21 protein-coding genes and 1 pseudogene are annotated in these 23,377 nt (G+C 74.0%); 15 read left to right on the forward strand and 7 right to left on the reverse strand.

Annotation, left to right across the window (positions count from 1 at the left end):
- Window positions 1–38: 38 nt before the first annotated feature.
- Window positions 39–866: pseudogene (locus I8N68_RS00185) on the forward strand (hypothetical protein); the annotation flags it as partial.
- Window positions 867–951: 85 nt separating this feature from the next.
- Here the strand turns inward: I8N68_RS00185 and I8N68_RS00190 are convergent.
- The gene (locus I8N68_RS00190) at window positions 952–2,193 is read right to left on the reverse strand and encodes a glutamate-5-semialdehyde dehydrogenase (protein ID WP_200206139.1); all 1,242 of its coding nucleotides are present in this window, start codon (window positions 2,191–2,193) and stop codon (window positions 952–954) included.
- A 52-nt stretch (window positions 2,194–2,245) separates the two neighbouring features.
- On the reverse strand, window positions 2,246–3,403 hold the full coding sequence (proB, locus tag I8N68_RS00195) for a glutamate 5-kinase (protein WP_234038292.1): 1,158 nt from the start codon (window positions 3,401–3,403) through the stop codon (window positions 2,246–2,248).
- A gap of 13 nt (window positions 3,404–3,416) precedes the next feature.
- Between proB and I8N68_RS00200 the strand changes: the two genes are divergently transcribed.
- The 3 genes from I8N68_RS00200 to I8N68_RS00210 are packed head-to-tail and all read left to right on the forward strand — an operon-like array spanning window position 3,417 to window position 6,766.
- Window positions 3,417–3,728: an MGMT family protein gene (locus I8N68_RS00200; RefSeq protein ID WP_200206144.1), complete on the forward strand. Its 312-nt coding sequence runs from the start codon at window positions 3,417–3,419 to the stop codon at window positions 3,726–3,728.
- 32 nt (window positions 3,729–3,760) lie between these two features.
- A complete protein-coding gene (locus I8N68_RS00205; protein WP_200206145.1) occupies window positions 3,761–5,257 on the forward strand; it encodes an MFS transporter in 1,497 nt (498 codons plus the stop codon).
- Window positions 5,258–5,284: 27 nt separating this feature from the next.
- Window positions 5,285–6,766, forward strand: a complete 1,482-nt coding sequence (locus I8N68_RS00210; RefSeq protein WP_200206146.1) for a pyridoxal phosphate-dependent decarboxylase family protein — start codon at window positions 5,285–5,287, stop codon at window positions 6,764–6,766.
- A 63-nt stretch (window positions 6,767–6,829) separates the two neighbouring features.
- Here the strand turns inward: I8N68_RS00210 and I8N68_RS00215 are convergent, their stop codons facing one another.
- The 3 genes from I8N68_RS00215 to I8N68_RS00225 form a co-directional block, all read right to left on the reverse strand.
- Window positions 6,830–7,780 (reverse strand): hypothetical protein, encoded by a 951-nt coding sequence (locus I8N68_RS00215; protein WP_200206147.1) that lies wholly within the window; start codon window positions 7,778–7,780, stop codon window positions 6,830–6,832.
- A 278-nt stretch (window positions 7,781–8,058) separates the two neighbouring features.
- Window positions 8,059–9,300 (reverse strand): hypothetical protein, encoded by a 1,242-nt coding sequence (locus I8N68_RS00220; RefSeq protein ID WP_200206148.1) that lies wholly within the window; start codon window positions 9,298–9,300, stop codon window positions 8,059–8,061.
- Window positions 9,293–9,859, reverse strand: coding sequence for an RNA polymerase sigma factor (locus I8N68_RS00225; protein ID WP_200206149.1), 567 nt, complete (start codon window positions 9,857–9,859; stop codon window positions 9,293–9,295). The genes I8N68_RS00220 and I8N68_RS00225 overlap by 8 nt, the downstream gene beginning before the upstream one ends.
- Before the next feature lie 141 nt (window positions 9,860–10,000).
- On the opposite strand from I8N68_RS00225, the gene I8N68_RS00230 reads away from it, so the two are divergent.
- From I8N68_RS00230 to I8N68_RS00240, 3 genes are all read left to right on the forward strand, one after another.
- Window positions 10,001–10,576, forward strand: a complete 576-nt coding sequence (locus I8N68_RS00230) for an NADH-quinone oxidoreductase subunit B (RefSeq protein ID WP_200206151.1) — start codon at window positions 10,001–10,003, stop codon at window positions 10,574–10,576.
- A 131-nt stretch (window positions 10,577–10,707) separates the two neighbouring features.
- Entirely contained in the window at window positions 10,708–12,312 is a 1,605-nt protein-coding gene (locus I8N68_RS00235; RefSeq protein WP_200206153.1) for a D-glucuronyl C5-epimerase family protein, read from the forward strand.
- Window positions 12,313–12,359: 47 nt separating this feature from the next.
- Window positions 12,360–13,676, forward strand: coding sequence for a DUF2252 domain-containing protein (locus I8N68_RS00240; protein ID WP_200206156.1), 1,317 nt, complete (start codon window positions 12,360–12,362; stop codon window positions 13,674–13,676).
- 20 nt (window positions 13,677–13,696) lie between these two features.
- Here the strand turns inward: I8N68_RS00240 and I8N68_RS00245 are convergent, their stop codons facing one another.
- Window positions 13,697–14,743, reverse strand: a complete 1,047-nt coding sequence (locus I8N68_RS00245; RefSeq protein ID WP_200206158.1) for a glucose 1-dehydrogenase — start codon at window positions 14,741–14,743, stop codon at window positions 13,697–13,699.
- 117 nt (window positions 14,744–14,860) lie between these two features.
- Here I8N68_RS00245 and I8N68_RS00250 point away from each other — a divergent pair, with 117 nt between their 5' ends.
- Window positions 14,861–15,616: an NADH-quinone oxidoreductase subunit C gene (locus I8N68_RS00250; RefSeq protein WP_200206160.1), complete on the forward strand. Its 756-nt coding sequence runs from the start codon at window positions 14,861–14,863 to the stop codon at window positions 15,614–15,616.
- Window positions 15,616–16,578 carry an NADH-quinone oxidoreductase subunit NuoH gene (gene nuoH, locus I8N68_RS00255; RefSeq protein WP_200206162.1) on the forward strand — a complete coding sequence of 321 codons (963 nt, stop codon included), beginning with the start codon at window positions 15,616–15,618 and terminating at the stop codon, window positions 16,576–16,578. Before I8N68_RS00250 ends, nuoH begins: the two co-directional genes overlap by 1 nt.
- 10 nt (window positions 16,579–16,588) lie before the next feature.
- Here nuoH and I8N68_RS00260 read toward each other — a convergent pair whose 3' ends face one another.
- Window positions 16,589–17,635, reverse strand: coding sequence for a glutathione S-transferase family protein (locus I8N68_RS00260; protein WP_200206164.1), 1,047 nt, complete (start codon window positions 17,633–17,635; stop codon window positions 16,589–16,591).
- A gap of 93 nt (window positions 17,636–17,728) precedes the next feature.
- On the opposite strand from I8N68_RS00260, the gene I8N68_RS00265 reads away from it, so the two are divergent.
- The 6 genes from I8N68_RS00265 (at window position 17,729) to I8N68_RS00290 (ending at window position 23,338) form a co-directional block, all read left to right on the forward strand.
- Window positions 17,729–18,163, forward strand: coding sequence for an ester cyclase (locus I8N68_RS00265; RefSeq protein ID WP_200206166.1), 435 nt, complete (start codon window positions 17,729–17,731; stop codon window positions 18,161–18,163).
- 169 nt (window positions 18,164–18,332) lie between these two features.
- On the forward strand, window positions 18,333–18,911 hold the full coding sequence (locus I8N68_RS00270) for a NuoI/complex I 23 kDa subunit family protein (protein ID WP_200206169.1): 579 nt from the start codon (window positions 18,333–18,335) through the stop codon (window positions 18,909–18,911).
- Entirely contained in the window at window positions 18,908–19,450 is a 543-nt protein-coding gene (locus I8N68_RS00275; RefSeq protein WP_200206170.1) for an NADH-quinone oxidoreductase subunit J family protein, read from the forward strand. Before I8N68_RS00270 ends, I8N68_RS00275 begins: the two co-directional genes overlap by 4 nt.
- The gene (gene nuoK, locus I8N68_RS00280; protein WP_307812429.1) at window positions 19,447–19,887 is read left to right on the forward strand and encodes an NADH-quinone oxidoreductase subunit NuoK; all 441 of its coding nucleotides are present in this window, start codon (window positions 19,447–19,449) and stop codon (window positions 19,885–19,887) included. The genes I8N68_RS00275 and nuoK overlap by 4 nt, the downstream gene beginning before the upstream one ends.
- On the forward strand, window positions 19,887–21,839 hold the full coding sequence (locus I8N68_RS00285) for an NADH-quinone oxidoreductase subunit 5 family protein (protein WP_200206171.1): 1,953 nt from the start codon (window positions 19,887–19,889) through the stop codon (window positions 21,837–21,839). The genes nuoK and I8N68_RS00285 overlap by 1 nt, the downstream gene beginning before the upstream one ends.
- Window positions 21,836–23,338 carry a complex I subunit 4 family protein gene (locus tag I8N68_RS00290; protein ID WP_200206172.1) on the forward strand — a complete coding sequence of 501 codons (1,503 nt, stop codon included), beginning with the start codon at window positions 21,836–21,838 and terminating at the stop codon, window positions 23,336–23,338. The genes I8N68_RS00285 and I8N68_RS00290 overlap by 4 nt, the downstream gene beginning before the upstream one ends.
- Window positions 23,339–23,377: the final 39 nt, after the last annotated feature.

Below are 23,377 nucleotides of genomic sequence, written 5' to 3' on the forward strand. Positions count from 1 at the left end.
CGAGCTACCGAGGCGTAACCGGTGTTTGCGCCGGTAGCGTGTCTGTCGTGGTCGACTTGGATGCCGCGATCGGCTTCGTCGTGGCGCACGGTGACGCGGTCGACCGCGCCCGCCTCTCCCGGCTGCGCACCGGCGCCCCGGTGCCGGTCGAGCTCCTCGACGCCGCCGAGACCGGGCAGACGCCCGACGGCGGCTGGCCGGCCACGCTGGGCAGCGAGATCCCCTCGGTCGACGCGACCTGCTTCCGGCTGGGCGAGCTGGACGACCTCGGCGCGCTGGGCCGTCCGGCGGCCCGGCACGCCCTGGACTGGCTCGCCACCCGGCAGCTGTCCGACGGTGGCTGGGACGAGGACGCCGCGCTGGCCGGGTTCGCCCCCGAGTGGGCCCGCCCGGGCGACCCGGAGGCCCGCCTCTACCTGACCGCGAACGCCGGATTCTGGCTGACCGTGGCCGGGCTGGACGCCCGCGCCGCCGGGCCGCTCGACCACCGGGTCGGCGGGGCGTACGCCGGCGTGGTGCACGCGGCGGCGCAGGCGCTGGCCGCCCAGCTCGCCCCGGACGGGAGCTGGCCGTCGTTCCTCCCGGCCGGCTGGCTGAGCGCGGCGGTGCTGCACCGGCAGCAGATGTACTACGAGTCGGCGCGGATCCAGGCGGTGCTGGCCGATCGGATCCCGGAGCTGTCCCCGGCCGACGTGGCCTGGCTGGCCGCGACGCTGCGCCGGGTCGAGGTGGGCGAGGAGCAGTGGCTGCTGGTGTCGGCGCGCAAGCGGCTCACCGAGACGCAGCGCAGCGACGGCGGCTGGGACAGCGACGACGGGCACCAGTTCGACGTGCACACCACCCTGCGGGCGATCCGGGCCTGCCGGCCGGAGGTCACCGTCGCCGTCCCGCGGCAGCGCACCGCCGGGCCGTCCCAGCCCGCCGAACCGACCGCCTGAGGGCCCGCCCGGGTCAGCGCAGGTGCGCGTCCCCGGTGACCACGTACTTGGTGCTGGTCAGCTCGGGCAGCCCCATCGGGCCGCGGGCGTGCAGCTTCTGGGTCGAGATGCCGATCTCCGCGCCGAAGCCGAACTCGCCGCCGTCGGTGAACCGGGTGGAGGCGTTCACCATCACCGCCGCCGCGTCGACCCGGGCCACGAACTCCCGGGCCGCGCGCTGCGAGTCGGTGAGGATCGCCTCGGTGTGGCCGGTGCCGTACCGGCGGATGTGCGCGACCGCCGCGTCGAGCGAGTCGACCACGGCGACCGAGATGTCGGCGGACAGGTATTCGGTGCCGAAGTCCTCCTCGGTGGCGGGGAGCACCGCGGCGGAGTGGGCAGCGACCCGGGCGTCGCCGTGCACGGTCACCCCGGCCTCGGCGAAGGCGGCCAGCATCGGCGGCAGGAAGGCGTCGGCGATGCCCGCGTGCACCAGCAGCGACTCGGCGGTGTTGCAGGTGGACAGGCGCTGGGTCTTGGCGTTCAGGGTCACCGCGACCGCCTTGGCGACGTCGGCGGCGGCGTCCACGTAGACGTGGCAGTTGCCCACCCCGGTCTCGATCACCGGCACGGTGGACTCCTCGACCACGGTGCGGATCAGCGACGCGCCACCGCGCGGGATCAGCACGTCGACCAGGCCGCGGGCGCGCATCAGCTCCTTGACCGAGTCGCGCGAGCTGGCGTCGAGCAGTTGCACCGCGTCGGCCGGCAGGCCGGCGGCGGCGACCGCGTCCCGGAGCACCGCGACCAGGGCGGCGTTGGAGTGCGCCGCCGAGGAGGAGCCACGCAGCAGCGCCGCGTTGCCGGACTTCAGGCAGATGCCGGCCGCGTCGACGGTCACGTTCGGCCGGGCCTCGTAGATGATCCCGACCACCCCGAACGGCACCCGGACCTGGCGCAGCTCCAGGCCGTTGGGCAGGGTCGAGCCGCGGACCACCTCGCCGACCGGGTCGGGCAGCGCGGCCATCTGGCGCAGCGCGTCGGCGATGCCGGCCACCCGGGCCGCGTCGAGGGCCAGCCGGTCCAGCACGGCCGCGGTCAGCCCGGCCTCCCGCCCGGCCGCCAGGTCCGTCGCGTTGGCGGCCAGGATCTCCGGGGTACGCGCCACCAGCGCGTCGGCCATCGCGACCAGCGCGGCGTCCTTGACCGTACGGGTGGCGACGGCCAGCGCCTCCGCCGCGTCCCCGGCCCGCCGGGCCTGCTCGACGACGCTCATCCTGCACTCCTCGGGTGTCGGTAGGGGATCCCGTGCGGCACGGGGTTCCGGTTCACAGCAGCACCAGGTCGTCGCGGTGGACGACCTCGCGTTCGTACGCCGGGCCGAGTGCCGCGGCGAGTTCTCCGGTGGAGCGGCCGAGCAGCCCGGGCAGCTCCACCGCGTCGTAGTTGACCAGGCCACGGGCCACCGGCGCCCCGTCGGTGTCGACCAGGTCGACCGGGTCCCCGGCGGTGAACGCGCCGTCCACGGCGGTGATCCCGGCCGGCAGCAGGGACTTGCGCCGGCCCACCACGGCCTGCACCGCCCCCGGGTCCAGGTGCAGCCGCCCGCGCGGGGTGGTGGCGTGGGCGAGCCAGAAGAGCCGGGCCGCGGGCCGCCGCCGTTCCGGGTGGAAGAGCGTGCCGACCGGCTCGCCGACCAGTGCCCCGGCGGCCAGTGGGGCGGCGGTGAGCACCACCGGGATGCCGAAGCCGGTGGCGATCCGGGCCGCCTCGACCTTGGTCACCATGCCGCCGGTGCCCACCCCGGCGCGGCCCGCGCCGCCGATGTCGATGCTGGCGAGGTCCCGCTCGCAGTGCACCTCGCCGATCCGCGTGGTCTCCGGCCGGGACGGGTCGCCGGTGTAGAGGGCGTCCACGTCGGAGAGGAGGACCAGCAGGTCGGCGTGGACGAGCGCGGCCACCAGCGCGGCGAGGCGGTCGTTGTCGCCGAACCGGATCTCCTCGGTGGCCACCGTGTCGTTCTCGTTGACGATCGGCACCGCCCGCAGGTCGAGCAGCTTGCGCAGGGTCCGGTACGCGTTGCGGTAGTGGACCCGCCGGGTCACGTCGTCGACGGTGAGCAACACCTGCCCGACGGTCAGGCCGTGCCGGGCGAAGCTGGCCGCGTACCGGCCGATCAGCAGGCCCTGGCCGACACTCGCGGCGGCCTGCTGGGTGGCCAGGTCGCGGGGGCGCCGGGCCAGCCCGAGCGGGGCGAGGCCGGCGGCGATGGCGCCGGAGGAGACCAGCACCACCTCGCGGCCGTCGGCGGCGAGCGTGCCGAGGGTGTCGACCAGCGCGTCGACCCGGGCGTCGTCCAGCCCGCCGGCCGAGGTGGTCAGCGAGGATGAGCCGATCTTGACGACGATCCGCCGGGCCGCCGTGACTGCTTCGCGCACCCGACCATTCTGCGCGGTCGGGTCCGCCGCGCCCGCCGCCGTTCCCATATCGTGGCAGCTCGTGACACCTGACGAGTACGTGGAGGCGGTGCTCGACCTGGTCGAGCGGATCCCGCCGGGCCGGGTGATGTCGTACGGGGCGGTGGCCGACGCGCTCGCCGAGCGGTCGGGACGGGCGTCCGCCCGGTTGGTCGGCTCGATCATGGCCCGGCACGGGGGCGGGGTGCCCTGGCACCGGGTGGTCAACTCCGCCGGGCGGCTGCCGCCGGGGCACGAGGTGGAGGCGCGGGCCCGGCTGCGGGCCGAGGGCTGCCCGCTGCGCCCGTCCGGGGTGGACATGGCGGCGGCCTGGTCGCCGGAGGAGGGGATGTGACCCGGACCATAACGTGAGTAACATTCGGCGCCATGAACAGGCCGCCGGGAAGCCCCGCCTCATCGGATCGGCAGCCTGGTCCGTCCCCGGCCGAGGTGCCGGTGGTGCCCGCGCCGCGCGCGGTCGCCGATCCGAACGCCACCCCGATCCCGCCAGTTGCCGGGCTGCCCCGCCGGGTGCACGCCGGTTACGCGCTGGGTTCGCTGGTCACCGGCGCCTTCGGCACCGTGCCCGGGCTGCTGCTTCTGCCGTACCTGACCGACACGCTGGGCGTCGCCGCGGGCGTGGCCGCCCTGCTGGTGCTCCTGCCGAAGGCGTGGGACGTGCTGGTCAACCCGGTCGCCGGGCGGATCTCCGACCGGACCCGGTCGCGGTGGGGGGCCCGCCGGCCGTACCTGCTGCTGGGCGGGCTCGCGCTGGCCGTGCTCTTCGCCGGCATCTTCGCCGCGCCGTTCGGGACCGGGCCGGAGGCCGGGGCGTACGTGGCGCTGGCGTTCCTCGCCACCGCGACCGCGTTCGCCTTTTTCCAGGTGCCGTACGTGGCGATGCCGGCCGAGCTGACCGGTGACTACGCGGAGCGTACCCGGCTGATGAGCTGGCGGATCGCGGTGCTGGCGCTGGCCATCCTGGTCTCCGGGGCGGTGGCCCCGGCGGTGGTGACCGCGGGCGGCGACGGCGTGGCCGGGCACCGCTGGATGGGGCTCTTCGTGGCCACGCTGATCGTCGTCGGCGCGGTCGGCACGTTCCTCGGCACCCGCTCCGCCCCGACCGGCCCGGTGGGGGAGAGCGAGCCGAGCCTGCGGGCGCAGCTCAGGGTCGCCGGTCGGAACCGGCCGTTCCGGGCCCTGCTGACCTGCTTCGTGGTGCAGGCCGCCGGGGTGGCGACCGTGCTGGCCGGGGTCAGCTACTTCGCCGACCAGGTGCTGCGCGAACCGGAGACCGGACCCACCCTGCTCTTCGCCTGCTTCGTCGGGCCGGCGCTGCTGGTCATGCCGCTCTGGACCCGGGTCGGTGCCCGGGTGGGGAAGCTCGCTGCCCTGGTCGCCGCGTCGCTGATCTTCGCGGCCGGCGCGCTGGCCCTGGTCGCCGCGCCGGTGCTGCCGGCCGTCGGGATCTACCTGCTGGTCGCGTTGATCGGCGTCGGGTACGCCGGCCAGCAGGTCTTCGCGCTGGCCATGCTCCCGGACTGCATCGCGTACGACACCGCGCGCACCGGCCGCCGCCAGGCCGGCGTCTTCACCGGCCTGTGGACCGCGGGGGAGACCTTCGGCCTGGCGCTCGGCCCCGGCCTCTTCGGCCTGGTCCTCCAGCTCAGCGGATACGTCTCGTCCTCGACCGGCGTCGCCGCCACCCAGTCCGCCGGTGCCCGCCTCGGCGTCCTGCTCGGCTTCACCGTCCTCCCCGCCCTGCTGGTCGCCGCCCCCCTCGCCCTCCTGCGCCCCTACGACCTGACCCCCTCCCGCCTCGCCGCCGCCACCCCCACCCCCTCCGCCGAGCATGGAGCTGTGGTGGGGGAGGAACGCCGCTGACCGTCCCAAGAAAGGCGCCACAAGTCCATGATCGACGAGGAGAGGGCGGGTGCGCTGCCCGCCGAGGGGGTGCCTGCGGAGCGGGTGCTCGAGGAGGTCCGGGGGTTGCGTGCGCTGGACCGGCCGACGCATGGCGGACGGCTGTTCGCGTACGTGTACGACCCGGGGGTGGCCGGACTGGACGAGTTGGCGCACGCCGCGTACGCGGCGAGCGCGCACGTCAACGGCCTCGACCCGACCGCCTTCCCGTCGCTGCTGGCGATGGAGAACGCCCTGGTCGGGGCGGCGGCCCGGCTGCTCGGCGGCGGGCCCGGCACGAGCGCGCCGGACGTGGTCGGCAGCGTCACCGGCGGCGGCACCGAGTCGCTGATCCTGGCCGTGAAGGCGGCCCGGGACGCCCGGCCGGAGCTCGCCGAGCCACGGCTCGTGGTGCCGGTCAGCGGGCACGCCGCCTTCGCCAAGGCGGCTCACTACCTGCGGGTTGCCCTCGACCCGGTGCCGGTGGACCCGGTCACCCTCCGCCCGACCGCCGCCGACGTGGCCGCCGCGATCCGTCCCGAGACGGTGCTGGTCGTCTGCTCCGCCCCCTCGTACGCGCACGGCGTGGTGGACCCGGTCGCCGAGATCGCGGCGGTAGCCGCCGCGGCCGGGGTGCGCTGCCACGTGGACGCCTGCTTCGGTGGGTGGGCGCTGCCCTGGCTACGGCGCCTCGGTGCGCCGGTGCCGCCGTTCGACTTCGCCGTGGACGGGGTCACCTCGATCTCCGTCGACCTGCACAAGTACGCGTACGCCCCGAAGGGGGTGTCGGTGCTGCTGCACCGGGAGCCGGCGCTGCGCGCCCCGCAGTACTTCGCGTACGCCGACTGGCCGGGGTACACGATGATCAACTCGGTGATCGCCTCCACCCGGTCCGGCGGGCCGATCGCCGCCGCGTACGCCACGCTGCGGCACCTCGGCGAGGACGGCTACCTGCGGCTCGCGGCGCTGACCCGGGAGGCGGTGGCCGGGCTGGCCGACGCGGTGCGCCGGGTCGACGGGTTGCGGCTGATGGCCGAGCCGGAGTCCACCGTGGTCTGTTTCACCGGCACCGACCCGGGGCTGGACCTCTTCGTTCTGGTCGACGAGCTGACCGCCCGGGGCTGGCACACCCAGCCCCAGCTGTCGTACGCCGACCTGCCGGCCAGCGTGCACCTCACGGTGACCGCGGCGGTGGCCCCCCGGGTGGCTGAGTTCGGCCCGGCGCTGGCCGACGCGGTCGCCGCGGCCCGGGCCGCCGGCCCGGTTCAGCTCCCGCCCGAGCTGCTGGCGCTCGCCGGCAGCCTCACCCCGGAGGCGCTCACCCCCGACCTGATCGCCGGGCTGGCCGCCGGGCTCGGAATCGGCGGCGGCCCCGGTCCGCTGCCGGATCGGATGGCGGCCGTCAACACCCTGCTCAACGCGGCCCCGATCCGGCTGCGGGAACGGCTGCTGGTGGAGTTCGTCGCGCTGCTCCAACGCCCGACCTGGTGACATCCGCCCAGCAGACGAACGCGTCGCCCGGCCGGGCACGATTGCGGCCGGGCGACGCGTCGCTCAGCTGGCGTCCGCCGCCGTCACGGTGAACGTGGCGACGTTGTCCGTCGGGTCCGTGTCGGCCACCACGTAGCCGTCCCACTGCGTACTGAGCTGGAACGTGGCGCCGCCCAGCGCACCCGGGACGGTGCCGGGCTCGGCGCGGAGCAGCACGTCGAAGTTCCGCTGCTCGCCGGCCATGAACCGACCACCCGGCACCACAAAGTTGGTGAAGAAGCTGGGCAGGTCCTCCGGGTCGGTACCCCAGATCGCCACCCCTGCTGGCAGCGCGGTCGCGTCGACGAAGAGCAGGTCGTGCGCCGCGTCACCGGCCCACCGGACGGTCACCGGCAGCCGTCCCAGGTAGCTGCCGTCCTCCTGCCGGACCAGGGTCGCCGCGCCCGCCGTGCTGATCGACGCCCGGGCCTGGGTGTCCTGGACGTACGGCACGGGGTTGCGCAACGACCCCGAGGTGGAGCGGAAGAGCGCGGCGAAGCTCTCCTGGTCCGCGACCTCCGGGCTGCCGTCGCCGGGGTTCACCGAGACCTGGCCGCCCTGCGCGATCATCGCGACGTCCCGGGGCGTGGTCAGCGCCTGGAAGGCCACCGAGAACGACCGTCGCTCCCCCGGCCGCAGGTCGGGCCCGGGCACCAGGCAGTTGACGACCCGCCGGTTCTCCACCAGCCCCTGGAAGCCGCACGCGCTGTCCGGGGAGAGGTTGCCGATCGAACCGGCCACCGGCTCGACGATGGTGACGCTGAAGTAGGTCCCGGTCGTGCCCCTGTTGGTCACCGTGACCGGCAGCGTGCCCCGGTAGCCGCGCTCGGTCGGGTCGAGCACCAGCCGACCGACCGAGACGTCGGCGTCGAAGGTGGCGGCGGGCGCGGCCGCCGCGGGTGCGGCGAGCGCCAGCACCGCCGCGGCCGGGCCGAGCAGGACGGTCGCCAATCGCCGTCCGGTACGTGTGGTCATCTGGATGTCCTCCCGTGATTACCGTCGGCGCGACGGGTTTCCGTCGCGCTGTCGTCGGGCAGCGTCCGGCGTCGGTGCCCGATCGCGCGGCCCGCTGTCGTACTGACGGTGACGACGGCCGCTCGTCGCGGCCGGCGCCACCGTCAACCCCCGATCACGCCACCAGCGCCCGGATCCAGCACCGGAGTCCGTTCTGGTCGCGCGGAACGGACACGCGCGGGACCCGGGACCGGTTGCGCCGCCCGGGAGAAATATTCACGCCGGTCACGACACTCGGGTCAGCCGCTGAACAGCACCGGGTACGTCGTCGAGGCGACCTTCGTGCCGGGCACCTGCTCGGTGAGGTCGCCGGTGCCGGGTGCCACCTCCACAGTGGCCGCCCCGTCCGGGCCGTCGGCGGTGGTGAGGAACGGAAGGACGACGCTCCGACGCTCCCCGGGGCGCAGCGGGTACAGGGTGCAGACCGCCGCGTCGCTGCGGAAGTTGCCCACCGCGCACTCCGCCGGCCAGATGGCGTGCTCCGCGTCGTCCCGGCCGTTCATCAGCATGATCACCATCGGGTACTGGACGGTCGCGCCGCCGGTGTTGGTGACGGTGACGGTGCTGGTGCCCCGCCGCAGCCCGTCGGAGTTCGGCGCGCCGTACACCAGCTTGGTGGCGCTCACGCCCAGCGAGAGCGTCTTCGGGCCGGCGCTGGGCGTCGATGGCGGTGTCGCCGCCGGGTTGGGCGGAAAGCTGGTCGGCCCGGCGACTTGCCGGAAGCCGTCGCCGGTCCACCGGTAGGTCCGCCACTGCATGATCGACTGCTCGATCGGCCAGCCGCCGCCCGGCGCGTGGTCGGCCACCCGTACCCGGACCGCGCCGTCGTTCCGGACGGCGAGCTCCGCCAGCCACTGCGGCTTCTCCAGCTGGGTCCGGACCACCCGACCCATCGCCACGATCCGCCCCGCGGCGTCCCGGTCGAACGCCACCACCTGCGCCGGACCGCCCGTACCCAGCACGCAGCGCAGCAGGGCCACCGTCTCCGTGGCGCCGTCGCCGTCCACGTCGCCGTAATCGACGGCCGCGAGCACCACGTCCCCGTCGTCGCGCACGGCGGCGCGCAGCCGGACGTCGCCGGCGAAACAGCCGGACCCCGGCAGCCAGGCGGGGAGGTCGAGCGGGACGGTGAGCAGCTGGGCCCGGCTGATCCGCCCGTCCGGCGCGGCCGGGCTGCCGCTCGGCGTGACGGACGCGCTGGGCGCGCCCGGCGTGGGGCTGGCCGGGGCCGTCGGCGCGGGCGACGGCGATGTCGTGCCCCCCGGTGCGGGTCCGGCCTCGCGCCCGGCCGCCGCCCAGCCGGCCACCGGCACGGCGATCGCCAGGACGACCACCGTGGCGACCGTGATCGCCGCCCGCCGTCGACGCCGTCGTACCGTCTCCCGGACCGCGGTCGGGCCGGCCGGCTCGACCGCGGCGAGCAGCACGTCCCGGTACGCCGCGAACTCACCGCCCAGCAGCGCGTCCGTGGGCTCACCCATGGTCGGTCACCTCGTTCGTCACGCTCAGGTGGGTCGCCAGTGCCGCGCGGCCCCGGTGCAGCCAGGACTTCACGGTGCCCTCGGGCACCTGTTCCTGTTCGGCGATCTGGTTGACGGACAGGTCGGCCAGGTAGTGCAGGACGACCGCCCGTCGCTGGTTCGGTGGCAGTAGCCGTAACGCGGCGTGCAGCGCCACCCGGTCCGGGCTCGGGCCGGGTACGTGCTCCTCGCGCTGGCGGCGCAGGAACGACTGGGCCGTCCGGACCCGCCGCCACCGGCTCGTGGCCAGGTTCCAGGCCACCCGGCGCACCCAGGCCACCGGATCGTCGTAGCGGGACACGGCCGACCACCGGGTGAAGGCCCGGCAGAACGCCTCCTGGACCAGGTCCTGGGCCTGGGCCAGGTCCCCGCAGTAGGCCGTGAGCTGCACGGTCAGCGACCGGAAGTGGGCGTGGTAGAGCTGGTCGAACTCCACACCGAGCCGGTCGCGTGCGACGGGACGGGACGCGCCCCGCCGCGGGGGAGGCTCATCGAGCCTCGGATCCGTGGTCACCGCCACCTGTTCCTCCCCGTGAACGTCGTCGGCGTCCGCCGGCGACGCTCCTCACACGCCTGGGGGCCGGCCCAGGTTGCACGGGTCGAGGAACGGCCGCTGTGGTTGACTGACAGATCTCCGGACACGCGAGAGGGAGGCGGCGAGGTGCAGCTACCGGCGGTGCTCGGCGAGCCGATCCGGTTCGTGCTGAACTGGGGACGTCGCTATTCCCTCTGGGTGTTCAACTTCGGGCTGGCCTGCTGCGCCATCGAATTCATCGCCACCAGCATGGGCCGGCACGACTTCATCCGCCTCGGCGTGATCCCGTTCGCCCACGGGCCCCGGCAGGCCGACCTGATGGTGGTCTCCGGCACGGTGACCGACAAGATGGCCCCGGCCATCAAGCGGCTCTACGACCAGATGCCCGAGCCGAAGTACGTCATCTCGTTCGGCGCCTGCTCCAACTGCGGCGGCCCGTACTGGGACTCGTACTCGGTCACGAAGGGGGTCGATCAGATCATCCCGGTCGACGTCTACGTGCCCGGCTGCCCGCCCCGGCCGGAGGCGCTGCTGCACGGCATCCTCCGCCTCCAGGAGAAGATCGCCGCCGAGCAGTCCGGCATCGGCGGGGTCAGCCGTCCGGACCGGCTCGCCTCCCCGGTCGACGCCGGCCCCGCCGAGGCCGCGCCGCGCCCGGTCGCCTCCCTCACCGCGCCACCGGTACGCCCCCCGACCAGCTGAGGTCGATGGGCCGGCCGCCGGCGACGGCTGATCCGTTGCTCAACTGATCGGCTGCTCAAGCCAACCGTCCCGCCGCACAGTCCGGCCTTTCGCGGTCCCGCGGCGCGTCGTGCGCTCGGTAACGTGCGGTCATGTCGATGACACGGGGGGTTATCCACATGGCGCCTGTCAGGTTACTGCGCGCCCGGCGGGCGCCGGCCGTTCTCGCCGCCGGGCTACTGCTCGGTCTGGCACCCACCGCACCCGCCCAGGCGGCACCGGCCGGCCCGGACCGGTCGCCGGACGTTTCCGTCGAGGACCCGGAGTGGACCCCGGACCCGGTCGCGGAGGGCACCCCACGCCCGCCGTCCCGGGATGTCAAGAAGGTCAAGGAGCGGCAGCGGTCGTTCGGCGCCGCCGAGAGCGCCGAGCAGGCCGGGTACGTCCGGGACGGGCACCAGCCCTGGACTGTGCCGGTGGAGGCGTTGCCCTTCAACGACGAACCGGCCCGGCTGGTCGACAACGGGCTGCACGACGCGCAGGGCGTGCGGATGTTCAGTTTTCTCGGCCGGACCTGGGACCACCCGGTCGCGCAGGCGCAGTGGGGCCTGAAGAACCTCGCCAGCTACCGGTTGACCAAGGACCGGACGTACCTCGACCGGGCGATCGCCAACGCGCAGCGCAACGTGGACCGCAGGGTCGAGTCGCGCGGCGCCTGGTTCTACCCGTACGACTTCGACCTGACCCGGTGCGCGAACCGGGCCGTGCTCCAGGCGCCGTGGTACAGCGGGATGGCGCAGGGACAGCTGCTCAGCCTCTTCGTCCGGCTGTACGAAGTCACCGGCGACGCGAAGTGGAAGACGGCGGCGGACAGCACGTTCCTCAGCCTGACGCTGTCCGCCAGCTCGGCGGCGCCCTGGGCCAGCTGGACGGATCCGAACGGCTACCTCTGGCTGGAGGAGTACCCGGCCAGCGCCGGGACCACCGGTGAGCGGGTGCTCAACGGCCACATCTTCGCCCTCTACGGCGTCTACGACTACTGGCGGCTCACCGCCGACGCCCGGGCGGTCGCGGTCTTCGACGGCGCGGCGAGCACCGTCCGCCGGTACCTGCCGACCCACTTCCGGATGCCCCGGTGGGCGAGCAACTACTCCATGGGCTGCCCGACTCCCCACCTGACGTACCACCAGATCCACACCACGCAGCACCTCAAGGTCTACGAGATGACCCACTCGGCGATCTTCGTCACCAACGCCTACCTGCTGCGTTCCGACTACCCGGCACCGGCGGTGTACGGCACGGTGTCGTTCTCGGCCGGCACCCACGTCGGTTACAAGTTCAGCAGCACGGGCACCGTCACCGCCCAGAAGCCGCTGAGCCTGGGCCGGGCCTCCGGAGCCCTCGCCGACCAGCGGATCCGGGTGTACGGCCGGGGAATCTACTACCGGATCACCAACGGTGCCCTGGCCGGCTACCTGGTGTCCGAGGCGTACGGCCAGCGGATCCTGCTCGGCAAGGTGGTGGAACACCGGTACACCCCGAACCGGACGCTCTTCTTCCAGCCCGGCAGCTACACCGGATACGCCTACGACAGCAGTGGCAACGTGACGGCGTCCAGGCGGCTCAGCTTCGTGACCGCGACCTCGGCTCCGCTGGGTGCCACGGCCTGGGTGAACGGCCGGCTCAGCTACCAGGTGACCGCTGGCGCCTATCTCGGCTACTGGTTGCCGTACACCACCGGTCTCTTCTTCTCCTGAACCGCGACCGAGGCCGGCGGTGGCGGCCGGCGATTAGCCTGCGGACCATGACCGAGTCCGCGGAGAAGCGCTCCGCCTTCATCGTCGACGTGCTGACCGAGGAGTTCGGGGCGTCGATGGCGCTCGACCCGGCGGCGTTCCGCCGTAAGTTCCGGAAGATGGCCGCCTCTCCGTTCGCCTTCTACCGGGGCAGCGCCTCGCTCTTCTACGCCGACCAGCGCGCTGGGTTCGCCGACGACCGGTTCCTCGACGAGCGGACCAGCCGGGTCTGGATCCACGGCGACCTGCACGCGGAGAACTTCGGCACGTACATGAACGCCTCCGGGCAACTGGTGTTCAACGTCAACGACTTCGACGAGGCGTACGTCGGGCCGTTCTCCTGGGACCTGAAGCGCTTCGCGGCCAGCGTGGCCCTGCTCGGGTACGCCAAGGCGCTCTCCGACCAGGTGATCGGTGACCTGGTTGCCGCCTTCGCGCGGTCGTACCTGACCGAGCTGCGGGCCATCGCCGCCGGCGGGGACGACGCCATCGGCTCGATCACCCTGGAGAACGCCGACGGGGTGCTGCACCTGGTGCTCCAGCGGGCCCGGCTCAACACCCGGGTCGACCTGCTCGCCACGCAGACCACCATCGACAACTACGACCGCCGGTTCTCCCTCGGCGACGGCGTCCACACCATCGACGGCGAGACTCGGGAGAAGGTCTGCGCCGCCTACGAGGCGTACCTGGACACCCGGCCCGCGTCGGCCGCCCGGCTGCGCCCGGTGGCGTCCCGGATCAAGGACGTGGTGCTGCGTAAGGGCGTGGGCATCGGCTCGGCCGGCCTGCCGTCGTACAACCTGCTGCTGGAGGGGCACACCCAGGCGCTGGAGAACGACGTCGTGCTGTACATGAAGCAGGCGCAGGTGCCGGCGGTGGCCCGGCACATCGACGACGAGCGGGTCCGCGGCTACTTCCGGCACCAGGGGCACCGTACGGCCGAGTCGCAGCGGGCACTCCAGGCGTACGCCGACCCGTGGCTGGGCTTCACCGAGCTGGACGGCGTCGGCCAGCTGGTCGCCGAGGTCTCCCCGTACGCCGCCGACCTGGACTGGGCCGACGTCAACGAGCCGGAGGAACTGACCGGGGTGCTCACCGACCTCGGGCGGGCGGTGGCCCGGATGCACTCGGTCGCCGACGACGAGTCCAGTCACGACCTGGTCGACTACTCCACCGAGGAGGCCATCGTCGCCGCCGTGGACGCCGACGCGGCGGGGTTCGTGACGTACCTGGTCGACTTCGCGCACGCGTACGGCATCCAGGCCCGCCAGGACCACCAGCTCTTCGTGGACCTGTTCCGCAACGGCCGGCTGCCCGGCATCTGAGCCCGCGCCGGCGGAGGCGCTCAGGCGGTGAAGTCGAGCACCACCTTGATGTCGTCCGGCGTGGGGGTGTACGCCTCGGCGTACCCGCTCACCGGCACCCGGCGGGTGATCAGCGAGCCCAGCCAGGTCCGGTCGGCCCGGGCCAGCGCCTGGGCGGCCAGGTCCCAGTGCCGCCGGTTCGCGTTGACCGAGCCGAACACGACGTTGTTCTCCAGCACCAGGGCCCGGTTCAGGGCCCCGGCGTCGAAGTCCATAGTCCGGCCGCCGCTGGAGACCCCGGCCAGGCAGACGATCCCGGTCGGCGCGGCCTTGCACATCACGTCCAGCACGACCGTGGGCGCGCCGGTCGCCTCGATCACGATGTCCGGCTCGATGTCGAGCTGGTTGACCGGCACCGCGTGGTACGTCGCGCCGAGCGCGGCGACGAGTTCCGGCTTGGGCCCGCTGGTGGCCCGGTCGAGCACGTGCACGACGAGCCCGCGCTGGCTGGCGAGCAGCGCGGCCAGCAGGCCGACCGGCCCGGCCCCGGTGACCAGGACGGTCTGCGGCTTCCACTCGGCCCGGTGGCCGATCCGCTCGATGTGGTCCCAGGCCTTCGCCACCACGCTGGTCGGCTCCAGCAGCATGCCGACGTCGGTCAGCGCCGGGTCGAGGCCGACGGCGAACCGGGGCTGGACCCGCCACCGGTCCCGGGCGAAGCCGGGCAGCATCTTGATGCCGTGCTCGGTGTACTGCCCGTTGCGGCACATGTCCCATTCGCCGACGGCGCAGTTGGTGCAGGGAACCGGGTCCGGGTGGCGCACGATGCCGGCGACCAGGTCCCCCGGTTGCAGGGTGCCGGTCGGGTCCTCCAGCACCTGGCCCAGCGACTCGTGCCCCATCACCAGCGAGTCCGTGCCGGGCGGGGCTATCCCGAACTCACCCGCGATGATCTCGTGGTCGGTGCCGCAGATCCCCACCGCGAGCGCCTCGACGAGGATGGCGCCCTCCTCGGTGGCCGGCTCCGGGTGGTCGTCCTCGAGGCGCAGCGAATTGGGGACTCCGGCGGTCACACTCACAGCGCGCACGTTGCCCATCTTTCCCTGGCGCGCGGCCCACCGTCGGGAAAAGCCGGGAGTTGAAAGCGGAAGCCGGCGGCGGACTGGCCGACGCGGCCACCCACCGCCGGCCCTAGGATCAGCGGCATGACTCCGGAAGAGGTCGGCCGGCGGGTGGTCGCGCTGCTTGCGCCCGTCGAGGTCACCGCGTCGGTCTCCGGCGGTCAGGGGTACGCCCGTGCGACGGTGGACGTACCCCCGGCGAGCTGGCGGGACGCGGTGCGCGCGGCCCGCGACGACGCCGAGCTGGCCTGCGACTTCTTCGACTGGTTGTCGGCGGTCGACGAGCTGGCCGACGGTTTCGACGTGGTGGTCCACCTCTGGTCGACCCGCGGGCGGCACGGCCTGCTGCTGCGCACCCGGGTGCCCCGGGAACCGGCGACCGTGGCGTCGGTGGTCGACCTCTACCCGGGTGCCGGCTGGCACGAGCGGGAGACGTACGAGATGTTCGGCATCTCGTTCGACGGGCACGGCGAGCTGAAGCCGCTGCTGCTGCCGCCGGAGTTCGAGGGCCATCCGCTGCGCAAGGAGTTCGTCCTCGCCTCCCGGGTGGCGAAGCCGTGGCCGGGCGCCAAGGAGCCCGGCGAGTCCGAGGCCGGCGGCGGGCGCCGGCCGATCCGGCCGCCGGGCGTACCGGCCCCGGGGGAGTGGGGGACCACGCCGACCCCCGCCGGGGCGGCCGGGGCGGGCGAGGGCCCGCGCGGCGGTACGCCCGCCCGACCGGTCCGGGAACGTCCCGCCCGACCGGCACCCGGCGACCGCCCGGCCCGTCCCGCCGCCGGCGAGCGCGCCGCGCGGCCGGCGCCCGGTGCGCAACCGACCTCCGAGGAAGGCACCGCCTGATGCCCGCCTGGTTGGAGCTGATCGTCCGGGTGGTGGGCGTGCTGGTCGCGTTCCTCACCCTGCCCCTGATCGTCGGGCAGGTCGAGCACAAGGTGATGGCACACATGCAGGGCCGGCTCGGCCCGATGTACGCGGGCGGCTTCCACGGCTGGGCGCAGCTGATCGCCGACGGCGTGAAGTTCGTGCAGAAGGAGGACGTCACCCCGCGCGACGCGGACCGGCCGGTCTTCCGGCTGGCGCCCGCGGTGGCGCTGGTGCCGTACCTGCTCGCGCTGCTGGTGATCCCGCTCGGGCCGGGCGATTTGGTGGGGCAGCCGCTGGACATCGGCCTCTTCTTCGTCCTCGCCGTGGTGGGCATCGGCGTGGTGGCGGTGCTCATGTCGGCCTGGGCGTCGGCCAACAAGTACAGCCTGCTCGGCGGGCTGCGCGGCGCCGCCCAGCTGCTCGGTTACGAGCTGCCGCTGGTGCTGGCCGCCGCGTCGGTGGCGATGGCGGCGGGCACGCTCAGCCTCTCCGGCATCGTCGAGGCGTGGCGGCCCTGGTGGCTGCTGTGGCAGGCGCCCGCGATGGTGATCTTCTTCGTCGCCGGGCTCGCGGAGATCCGGCGGCCCCCGTTCGACATGCCGGTGGCCGACTCGGAACTGGTCTTCGGCTACATGACCGAGTACACCGGCCTGCGCTTCGCCTTCTTCCTGCTCGCCGAGTACGTCGGCATCGTGGTGATCGCCGCGCTGACCACCGTGCTGTTCCTCGGCGGCTGGCACGGCCCGTTCGCCGACGCCCAGCTCGGGTGGCTCTGGACCCTGCTCAAGGTCTTCGCCGTCGCCTTCGTGATCATCTGGCTCCGGGTCTCCTACCCCCGCCTCCGCGAGGACCAACTCCAGCGCCTCTGCTGGCTCGTCCTGGTCCCCCTCTCCCTCGCCCAGCTCGTCCTCACCGCCGCAGTCCGCCTCGCCCTCTGAGCGGGGCGGGTCAGCGCAGCGGCGTGTGGGCGGGGTCGACGCGCTCGGCCGGCGGGGGCGGCGGGGGTGGGGTGCCGTCGCCGAACGGACGCCCGCCGAGCTGCTCGCGGTCGTGCGGGGTGAGCCAGTTGGACAGGTCGGGGCCGAGGGGGACCACACCGGTCGGATTGATGTCCCGGTGCACCTCGTAGTAGTGCCGCTTGATGTGGTCGAAGTCGGCCGTGTCGCCGAAGCCCGGGGTCTGGAACAGGTCCCGCGCGTACGCCCAGAGCACCGGCATCTCGGCCAGCTTCTGCCGGTTGCACTTGAAGTGGCCGTGGTAGACCGGGTCGAAGCGGGTCAGCGTGGTGAACAGCCGCACGTCCGCCTCGGTGATCGTGTCACCGACCAGGTAGCGCTGCCCGGCCAGCCGCTCGGTCAGCCAGTCCAGCCGGTCGAAGAGCCGGTGGTACGCCCTCTCGTACGCCTCCTGGCTGCCGGCGAAGCCGCACCGGTAGACGCCATTGTTCACGTCGGCGAAGACCACCGCGTTGACCTCGTCGATCTCGTCGCGCAGCCGCTCCGGGTACAGCTCCGGCGCGCCCTCGCGGTGGTACGCCGTCCACTCGGTCGACAGGTCGAGGCTCATCTGCGCGTAGTCGTTGGTGACCACCTGCCCGGTCGGTACGTCCACCAGCGCCGGCACGGTGATGCCGCGCTCGTACCCCGGAAAGCGGCGGAAGTACGCCTCGGCCAGCCGCTCGATGCCGAGCACCGGGTCGCGCCCGCCCGGGTCCAGGTCGAACGTCCAGCTCCGCTTGTCGTGCGTCGGGCCGGCCACCGCCATCGAGATGGCGTCCTCCAGCCCGAGCAGCCGGCGGACGATGATCAGCCGGGTCGCCCATGGGCAGGCGCGGCTCACCGCCAGCCGGTACCGGCCGGGCTCCACCGGCCAGCCGTCCCGGCCGTCGGCGGTGATCCGCGTGGCGATGTAACGCTGGTCCCGGGTGAACTCGCCGCCCGGCTCGACGTACTTCCCGCCGGTCCGCGCCAGGATCTCGTCGCTGTCCGTACTCACGCCGCCTCCCGAGGATGTCGTCCCGGTCCATCATTGCCGCTCCGGCCGCCGCCGGCAGGCCGACCGTGGGGACCGCAGGGCTAGGCTGCCGCGGTGACCGATCTCGAGGCGGCGGCCCGACGCTTCATCGCCGACGTGTGGAACGCCGGCAACGAGCAGAGCGCGTACGACCTGGTCGCCGAGGACTGCCCGGGGCTGGGCGGGACCGGGCCGGCGGCCATGCTGGCCTGGCACCGGGACCGGCGGGCGGCCTTTCCCGACCTGCGGTACAAGCTCGTCGAGCTGGTGGCGGCCGGGGACCGGGTGGCCGTGCACTGGCGGGCGGCCGGCACCCAGGCCGGCCAGTTCGGCCCGGTGCCGCCGACCCATCAGGTGGTCAGTTACTCGGGGGCGACGTTCCTGCGCTTCGACGACACCGGCCGGATCATCGACGTGTGGAGCGTCAACGAGCTGTTCCAGCTCCTCCAGCAGCTCGGCGTGGAGATGCTGCCCCCGCTTCCCGGCGGGCTCAGCGCGACCGGGGAGTGACCCGACCGGGCGGAAGGTCGATCCGGCACGGCTCCGGCAGCGGGATGCCGTGGGACCACCGGGGCCTGCTGGCCGTGGACCCCGCCGCCCGCCGCCCGCGGCCGCCGTACCGCCGGGAAGAGCCGGGTGGTGGTCGCGCGCGCCGGGGGCACAGGGCAGGATGGGCGGCATGAGCGACCGCAGCGGTATGCCCGGCGAAGGGCTGGTGAAGGGGCTGGCGGTCACGTTGAAGACGATGACCAGCCGCTCGACCACCCAGCAGTACCCGGATGTCGCCCCCGAGCTGCCACCCCGCTCCCGCGGCGTGATCGCGTTGCTGGAGGAGAACTGCACCGTCTGCATGCTCTGCGCCCGCGAGTGTCCGGACTGGTGCATCTACATCGACTCGCACAAGGAGGAGGTGGCGGTGCCCGGCGCCGCCCGCCCCCGCCAGCGCAACGTGCTCGACAAGTTCGACATCGACTTCTCGCTCTGCATGTACTGCGGCATCTGCGTCGAGGTCTGCCCCTTCGACGCGCTCTACTGGACCCCGGAGTTCGAGTACGCCGAGTACGACATCAAGGACCTGCTGCACGACAAGGACCACCTCGGCGAGTGGATGGCCACCGTCCCGCCGCCGCCGGCGCACGACCCGCACGGCGACCCGTCGAAGGAGGAGACCACCGCCGCCCGCAAGGCCGTGGCTCCGGCCCGCCCCGCCGCCGTACGCCCCAAGCCCGGTCCCGCCGCCGGAGGCACGACCCCATGACGGGTGCGGACCTGCTGCTGCTCGCGCTCGGCGCGGTCGCGGTCGGGGCGGGTGTGCTCGTGGTGGGCACGAAGCACCTGGTCCGGGCCGGCCTCTACCTGGTGGTCTGCCTGGGCGCGCTGGCCGGCGACTACCTGGTGCTGACCGCCGAGCTGGTGGCCTGGGTGCAGGTGCTGATCTACGTCGGCGCGGTGGTGGTGCTGCTGCTCTTCGCGGTGATGCTGACCCGCGCCCCGATCGGCGCCTCCGACGACCTGGACCGGCCCGGCTGGCCGGCCGCGCTGATCGGTGGAGGCAGCGGGCTGGGCCTGGCCGTGCTGCTGGTCGACGCGTTCCGCTGGTCCCGGGTGGAGCTGCCCGCCGCGGGCACCGCCGACCGCCTCGGCGAGCAGGTCTTCCGCTCGTGGGTGCTGCCCTTCGAGGTGCTGTCGGTGCTGCTGCTCGCCGCTCTGGTCGGCGCGATCGTGCTGTCCCGCCCCGACATCGGCCGGTCGGGCCCGACTGCCGGATCCGCCGTCGAGGAGGGTGGTCGCGGGTGAGGCCCGTCGTCCCGTACGTCACCGCGGCCGTCCTCTTCGGCCTGGGCGTCTACGGCGTGCTGCGCCGCCGCAACGCGGTGCTGGTGCTGATGGCCGTCGAGCTGATGCTGAACGCGGTCAACCTGATCCTGGTCACCGCGGACACCACCGTCCGGGCGCAGCTGCCGCACGCCGGCCAGGTCTTCGCGCTCTTCGTGATCGTGCTGGCCGCCGCCGAGATCGGCGTGGGGCTGGCCATCGTGCTCCAGCTTTACCGGCTGCGGGCCAGCGTCGCCGTCGACGAGGTGCCGCTCACCGAAGCCCCGGCCGAGGCGGGGTCGCCCTCGGCGGGCCCCTCCGCCAGCTCGACCCCGGTCGGCGCGGCCGCCGGTCCCGCCGGAGCGCTCGTCGACGGTGGTCACCGTCCCGGTTCCAGCGACGGGTCGGAGGTGCGCTGATGAGCGAGGGTCTGGGGCGGCTGGCGTGGTTCGTACCGCTGCTGCCCGGCCTGCCCCTGGCTGCCGGGCTGATCGGGTTGCTGCTGCCGCCGTCGCCGCGCGGCGCGGCGACCGGCGAGGACCGGGCCCGGAAGGTGGCGATCGTCCTCGGCGTGGCCGGGGCGGCCGGGGCGCTGCTGGTGGCGCTCGCCCTGCTCAGCCGGGTTGATCACCTGGTCGAGGGCTCGACCAGCTGGGTCGACCTGGGCGGTCTGCAGGTCACCCTCGGCTACCGGCTGGACGGGGTCGCCGTGCTGGTCGCCACGGCGGTGGCCACGGTGGCCCTGGCCGTGCAGGTCTATTCGATCGGCTATCTGCGGCGCGGGCCGCACGACGACGTCGAGGTGGACCACCGCTATCCGCCGTACGCGGCGCAGATCAGCCTCTTCACCGCCGCGATGCTGGTGGTGGTGATCGCCGGCGATCTGATCATGCTGCTGGTCGGCTGGGAGGTGATGGGCATCTGCTCCTACCTGCTCATCGCGCACGACCGCCGGCTGCCCGAGGCGCCCGCCGCCGCGGTGAAGGCGTTCCTGGTCACCCGGGTGGGTGACGTCGGCTTCCTGCTCGGCATCGCGTTGCTCGGCGTCTCCGCCGGCAGCTTCAAGATCGCCGACGTGCTGGCCCACGACCACTCCACCGGTACGCTCACCGCCGCCTGCCTGCTGCTGCTCGCCGGGGTGGCCGGCAAGAGCGCCCAGTTCCCGCTGCACACCTGGCTGCCCGACGCGATGGCCGGCCCCACTCCGATCTCCGCGCTGATCCACGCCGCCACCATGGTCGCCGCCGGCGTGTACGCGGTGGCCCGGCTCTTCCCGCTCTTCGAACGCGCCCCGGTCGCGCTCGCGGTGCTCGGGGTGATGGCGGCGATCACCCTGCTGCTCGGCGCCCTCGCGGCCACCGCGCAGGACGACATCAAGCGGGTGCTGGCCTGGTCGACGGTCTCCCAGATCGGCTACATGACCGGCGCGCTCGCCGTCGGCGCCCCCACGGCCGCGCTGTTCCACCTGCTCAGCCACGCCGCGTTCAAGGCGCTGCTCTTCCTCGCCGCCGGCGCGGTGATCCACGCCGTGGGCACCACGCTGATGTCCCGGATGGGCGGGCTGCGCGCCACCATGCCGGTGACCTTCTGGTGCACGCTGGTCGGGCTCGGCGCGCTCGCCGGGCTGCCCCCGCTGTCCGGCTTCTGGAGCAAGGACGGCGTGCTCGCCGCCGCCGAGGCCGCCGCGCTGGACGGCGCCGGCCCGGCCCCGCAGTGGGTCGGCTGGCTGGTCTGGCTGGCCGGGCTGCTCGGCGTCGCCGTCACCGCCTGGTACGCCACCCGCCTGCTGCTGCGCACCTTCTTCGGCACCACCCGGATCCCGTTGGCCCACCCGCACGACCCACCCGGGTCGATGCGCTGGCCGGTGCTGCTGCTCGCCGTGCCGGCCGCGCTGCTCGGGCTGGCCGCCTTCTGGCCGCCGTTCGCCGACCGGATCTCCGCGCCGATCACCGCGGCCGAGGGGAACGACTTCGATGTCTCCCTGGTCCACCTCGGTCCGGCGCTGCTGCTGCCGCTCGTCCTGCTGCTCGTCGGCGCGGGCGTCGCCGGGGCCGGCTGGCGCCGGGACCCGGTCGCCGACCCGGCCCGCTTCCTGGGTCCGCTGCGGCCGGTCTTCGCCCGGGCGTTCCGGCTCGACGACGTCCAGCACACCCTCGTCGTACGCCCGACGACGGCGCTCGCCCGGGCCGCGCGTACCGGGGACGAGCTGGGGGTGGACGGCCTGGTGGAGGGCACTGGTCGCGCTGCGGTGGGGCTGGGCGGCGGGCTGGCCGCGCTGCACCGGGCGGCCCTGCCCCGGGCCGCGGCCGGCGTGCTCGCCGGGGCGCTGCTCATCGGCCTGGCCGTGGCCCTGATCGGAGGGGCGTCGTGAGGTTCGGACAGTTCCTGCTGGTCGCCGTGCTCGCCGTGCCGGCGCTCGGCGCGGTCGCGGTGGCGGCCATCCGGCCCGACCGGGTGGCCCGGGTGGTCGGCACGGTCGCCGCCGCGCTGACCCTGCTCGGCACTCTGCCGCTGGCCGGCGGCGACCACGGCTGGTTCGGCTACGGGCCCCGCCCCGCCGTGCAGCCCTGGCACCAGCTCGACCTGCCCTGGGTGCCCGGTCTGGACCTGCGCTTCCACCTCGGCGTGGACGGGATCTCCTGGCCGCTGGTGGTGCTCACCGCCCTGCTGACCCTGCTCTGCTGCGGGTACACGCTGTGGCGGGTCCCCGACGGCGGTAGCGGGCGGGCCCTGGTCGCGCTGCTGCTGGTGGTCGAGGTCGGCATCCTCGGCACCTTCCTCGCCCTCGACCTGGTGCTGTTCTTCCTCTTCTTCGAGGTCGTCCTGCTCCCGATGTACGTGATCATCGCCGGCTGGGGCGGCGACGACCGGCGGCGGGCCGCCCGCAAGTTCGCCCTCTACACGCTCTTCGGCTCGGTGCTGCTGCTGGTGGGCGTCTACGTGGTGGTCGCCGCGGCCGGCACCGCCGACCTGGTCACCCTGACCGGCGGGGCCGGGCTGTCTCGGGGCACCCAGCTCGCCGCGTTCACCCTGCTCGCGCTGGCCTTCGCGGTGAAGAGCCCACTGTGGCCGCTGCACTCCTGGCTGCCCGACGCGCACACCCAGGCCCCCACCGTCGGCAGCGTCATCCTCGCCGGCGTGCTGCTCAAGATGGGCACGTACGGCCTGATCCGGGTGGCGGTCGGGGTGGCGCCCGAGGGCGCCCGCTGGGCCGCCCCGGTGCTGGGGGTGCTCGCGGTCACCGCGATCCTGATCGGCTCGCTGGTCTGCCTGGCGCAGGACGAGCTGAAGCGGCTGATCGCGTACTCCAGCGTCGGGCACATGGGCTTCGTGCTGCTCGGGGTGGCCACGCTGACCGCCACCGGCATCCAGGCGGCGCTGATCGGCAACATCGCGCACGGCGTGATCACCGGCCTGCTCTTCTTCCTGGCCGGCGCGGTCAAGGACCGGACGCACACCGGCACGCTCGCCGAGCTGTCCGGGCTGCGGGAGACCGCACCCCGGCTCGCCGGGCTGCTCGGCTTCGCGGCGGTCGCCTCGCTGGGGCTGCCCGGGCTGGCCGGCTTCTGGGGTGAGGCGTTCGCCGTGGTGGCCGCCGTCCGGCGGGGCGGCGGGCTCTGGACCACCCTGGCCGTGCTGGCCGCGATCGGCGGGGCGCTGACCGCCGCGTACTTCCTGCGGTTGCTGCGGCAGGTCACCCACGGGCGGCCCAGCTCGGCGGTCGGGCGGCTGGCACCCGGGTTGGCCGGGGCCGAACTGACCGCCTGGGCCCCGCTGGTGCTGCTGGCGCTGGCCGTCGGCCTGGCCCCCGCGCTGGTGCTCGGCTACGCCTCCGGTCCGGTGGACGCCCTGGTGGGGGTGCTCCGGTGAGTGCTCGGACGAAGGACCGCCAACCCCGTGGCGAGGTGA

The sequence above is a fragment of the Micromonospora coerulea genome (genome assembly GCF_016598485.1).
Classification (GTDB): Bacteria; Actinomycetota; Actinomycetes; order Mycobacteriales; family Micromonosporaceae; genus Micromonospora; species Micromonospora coerulea.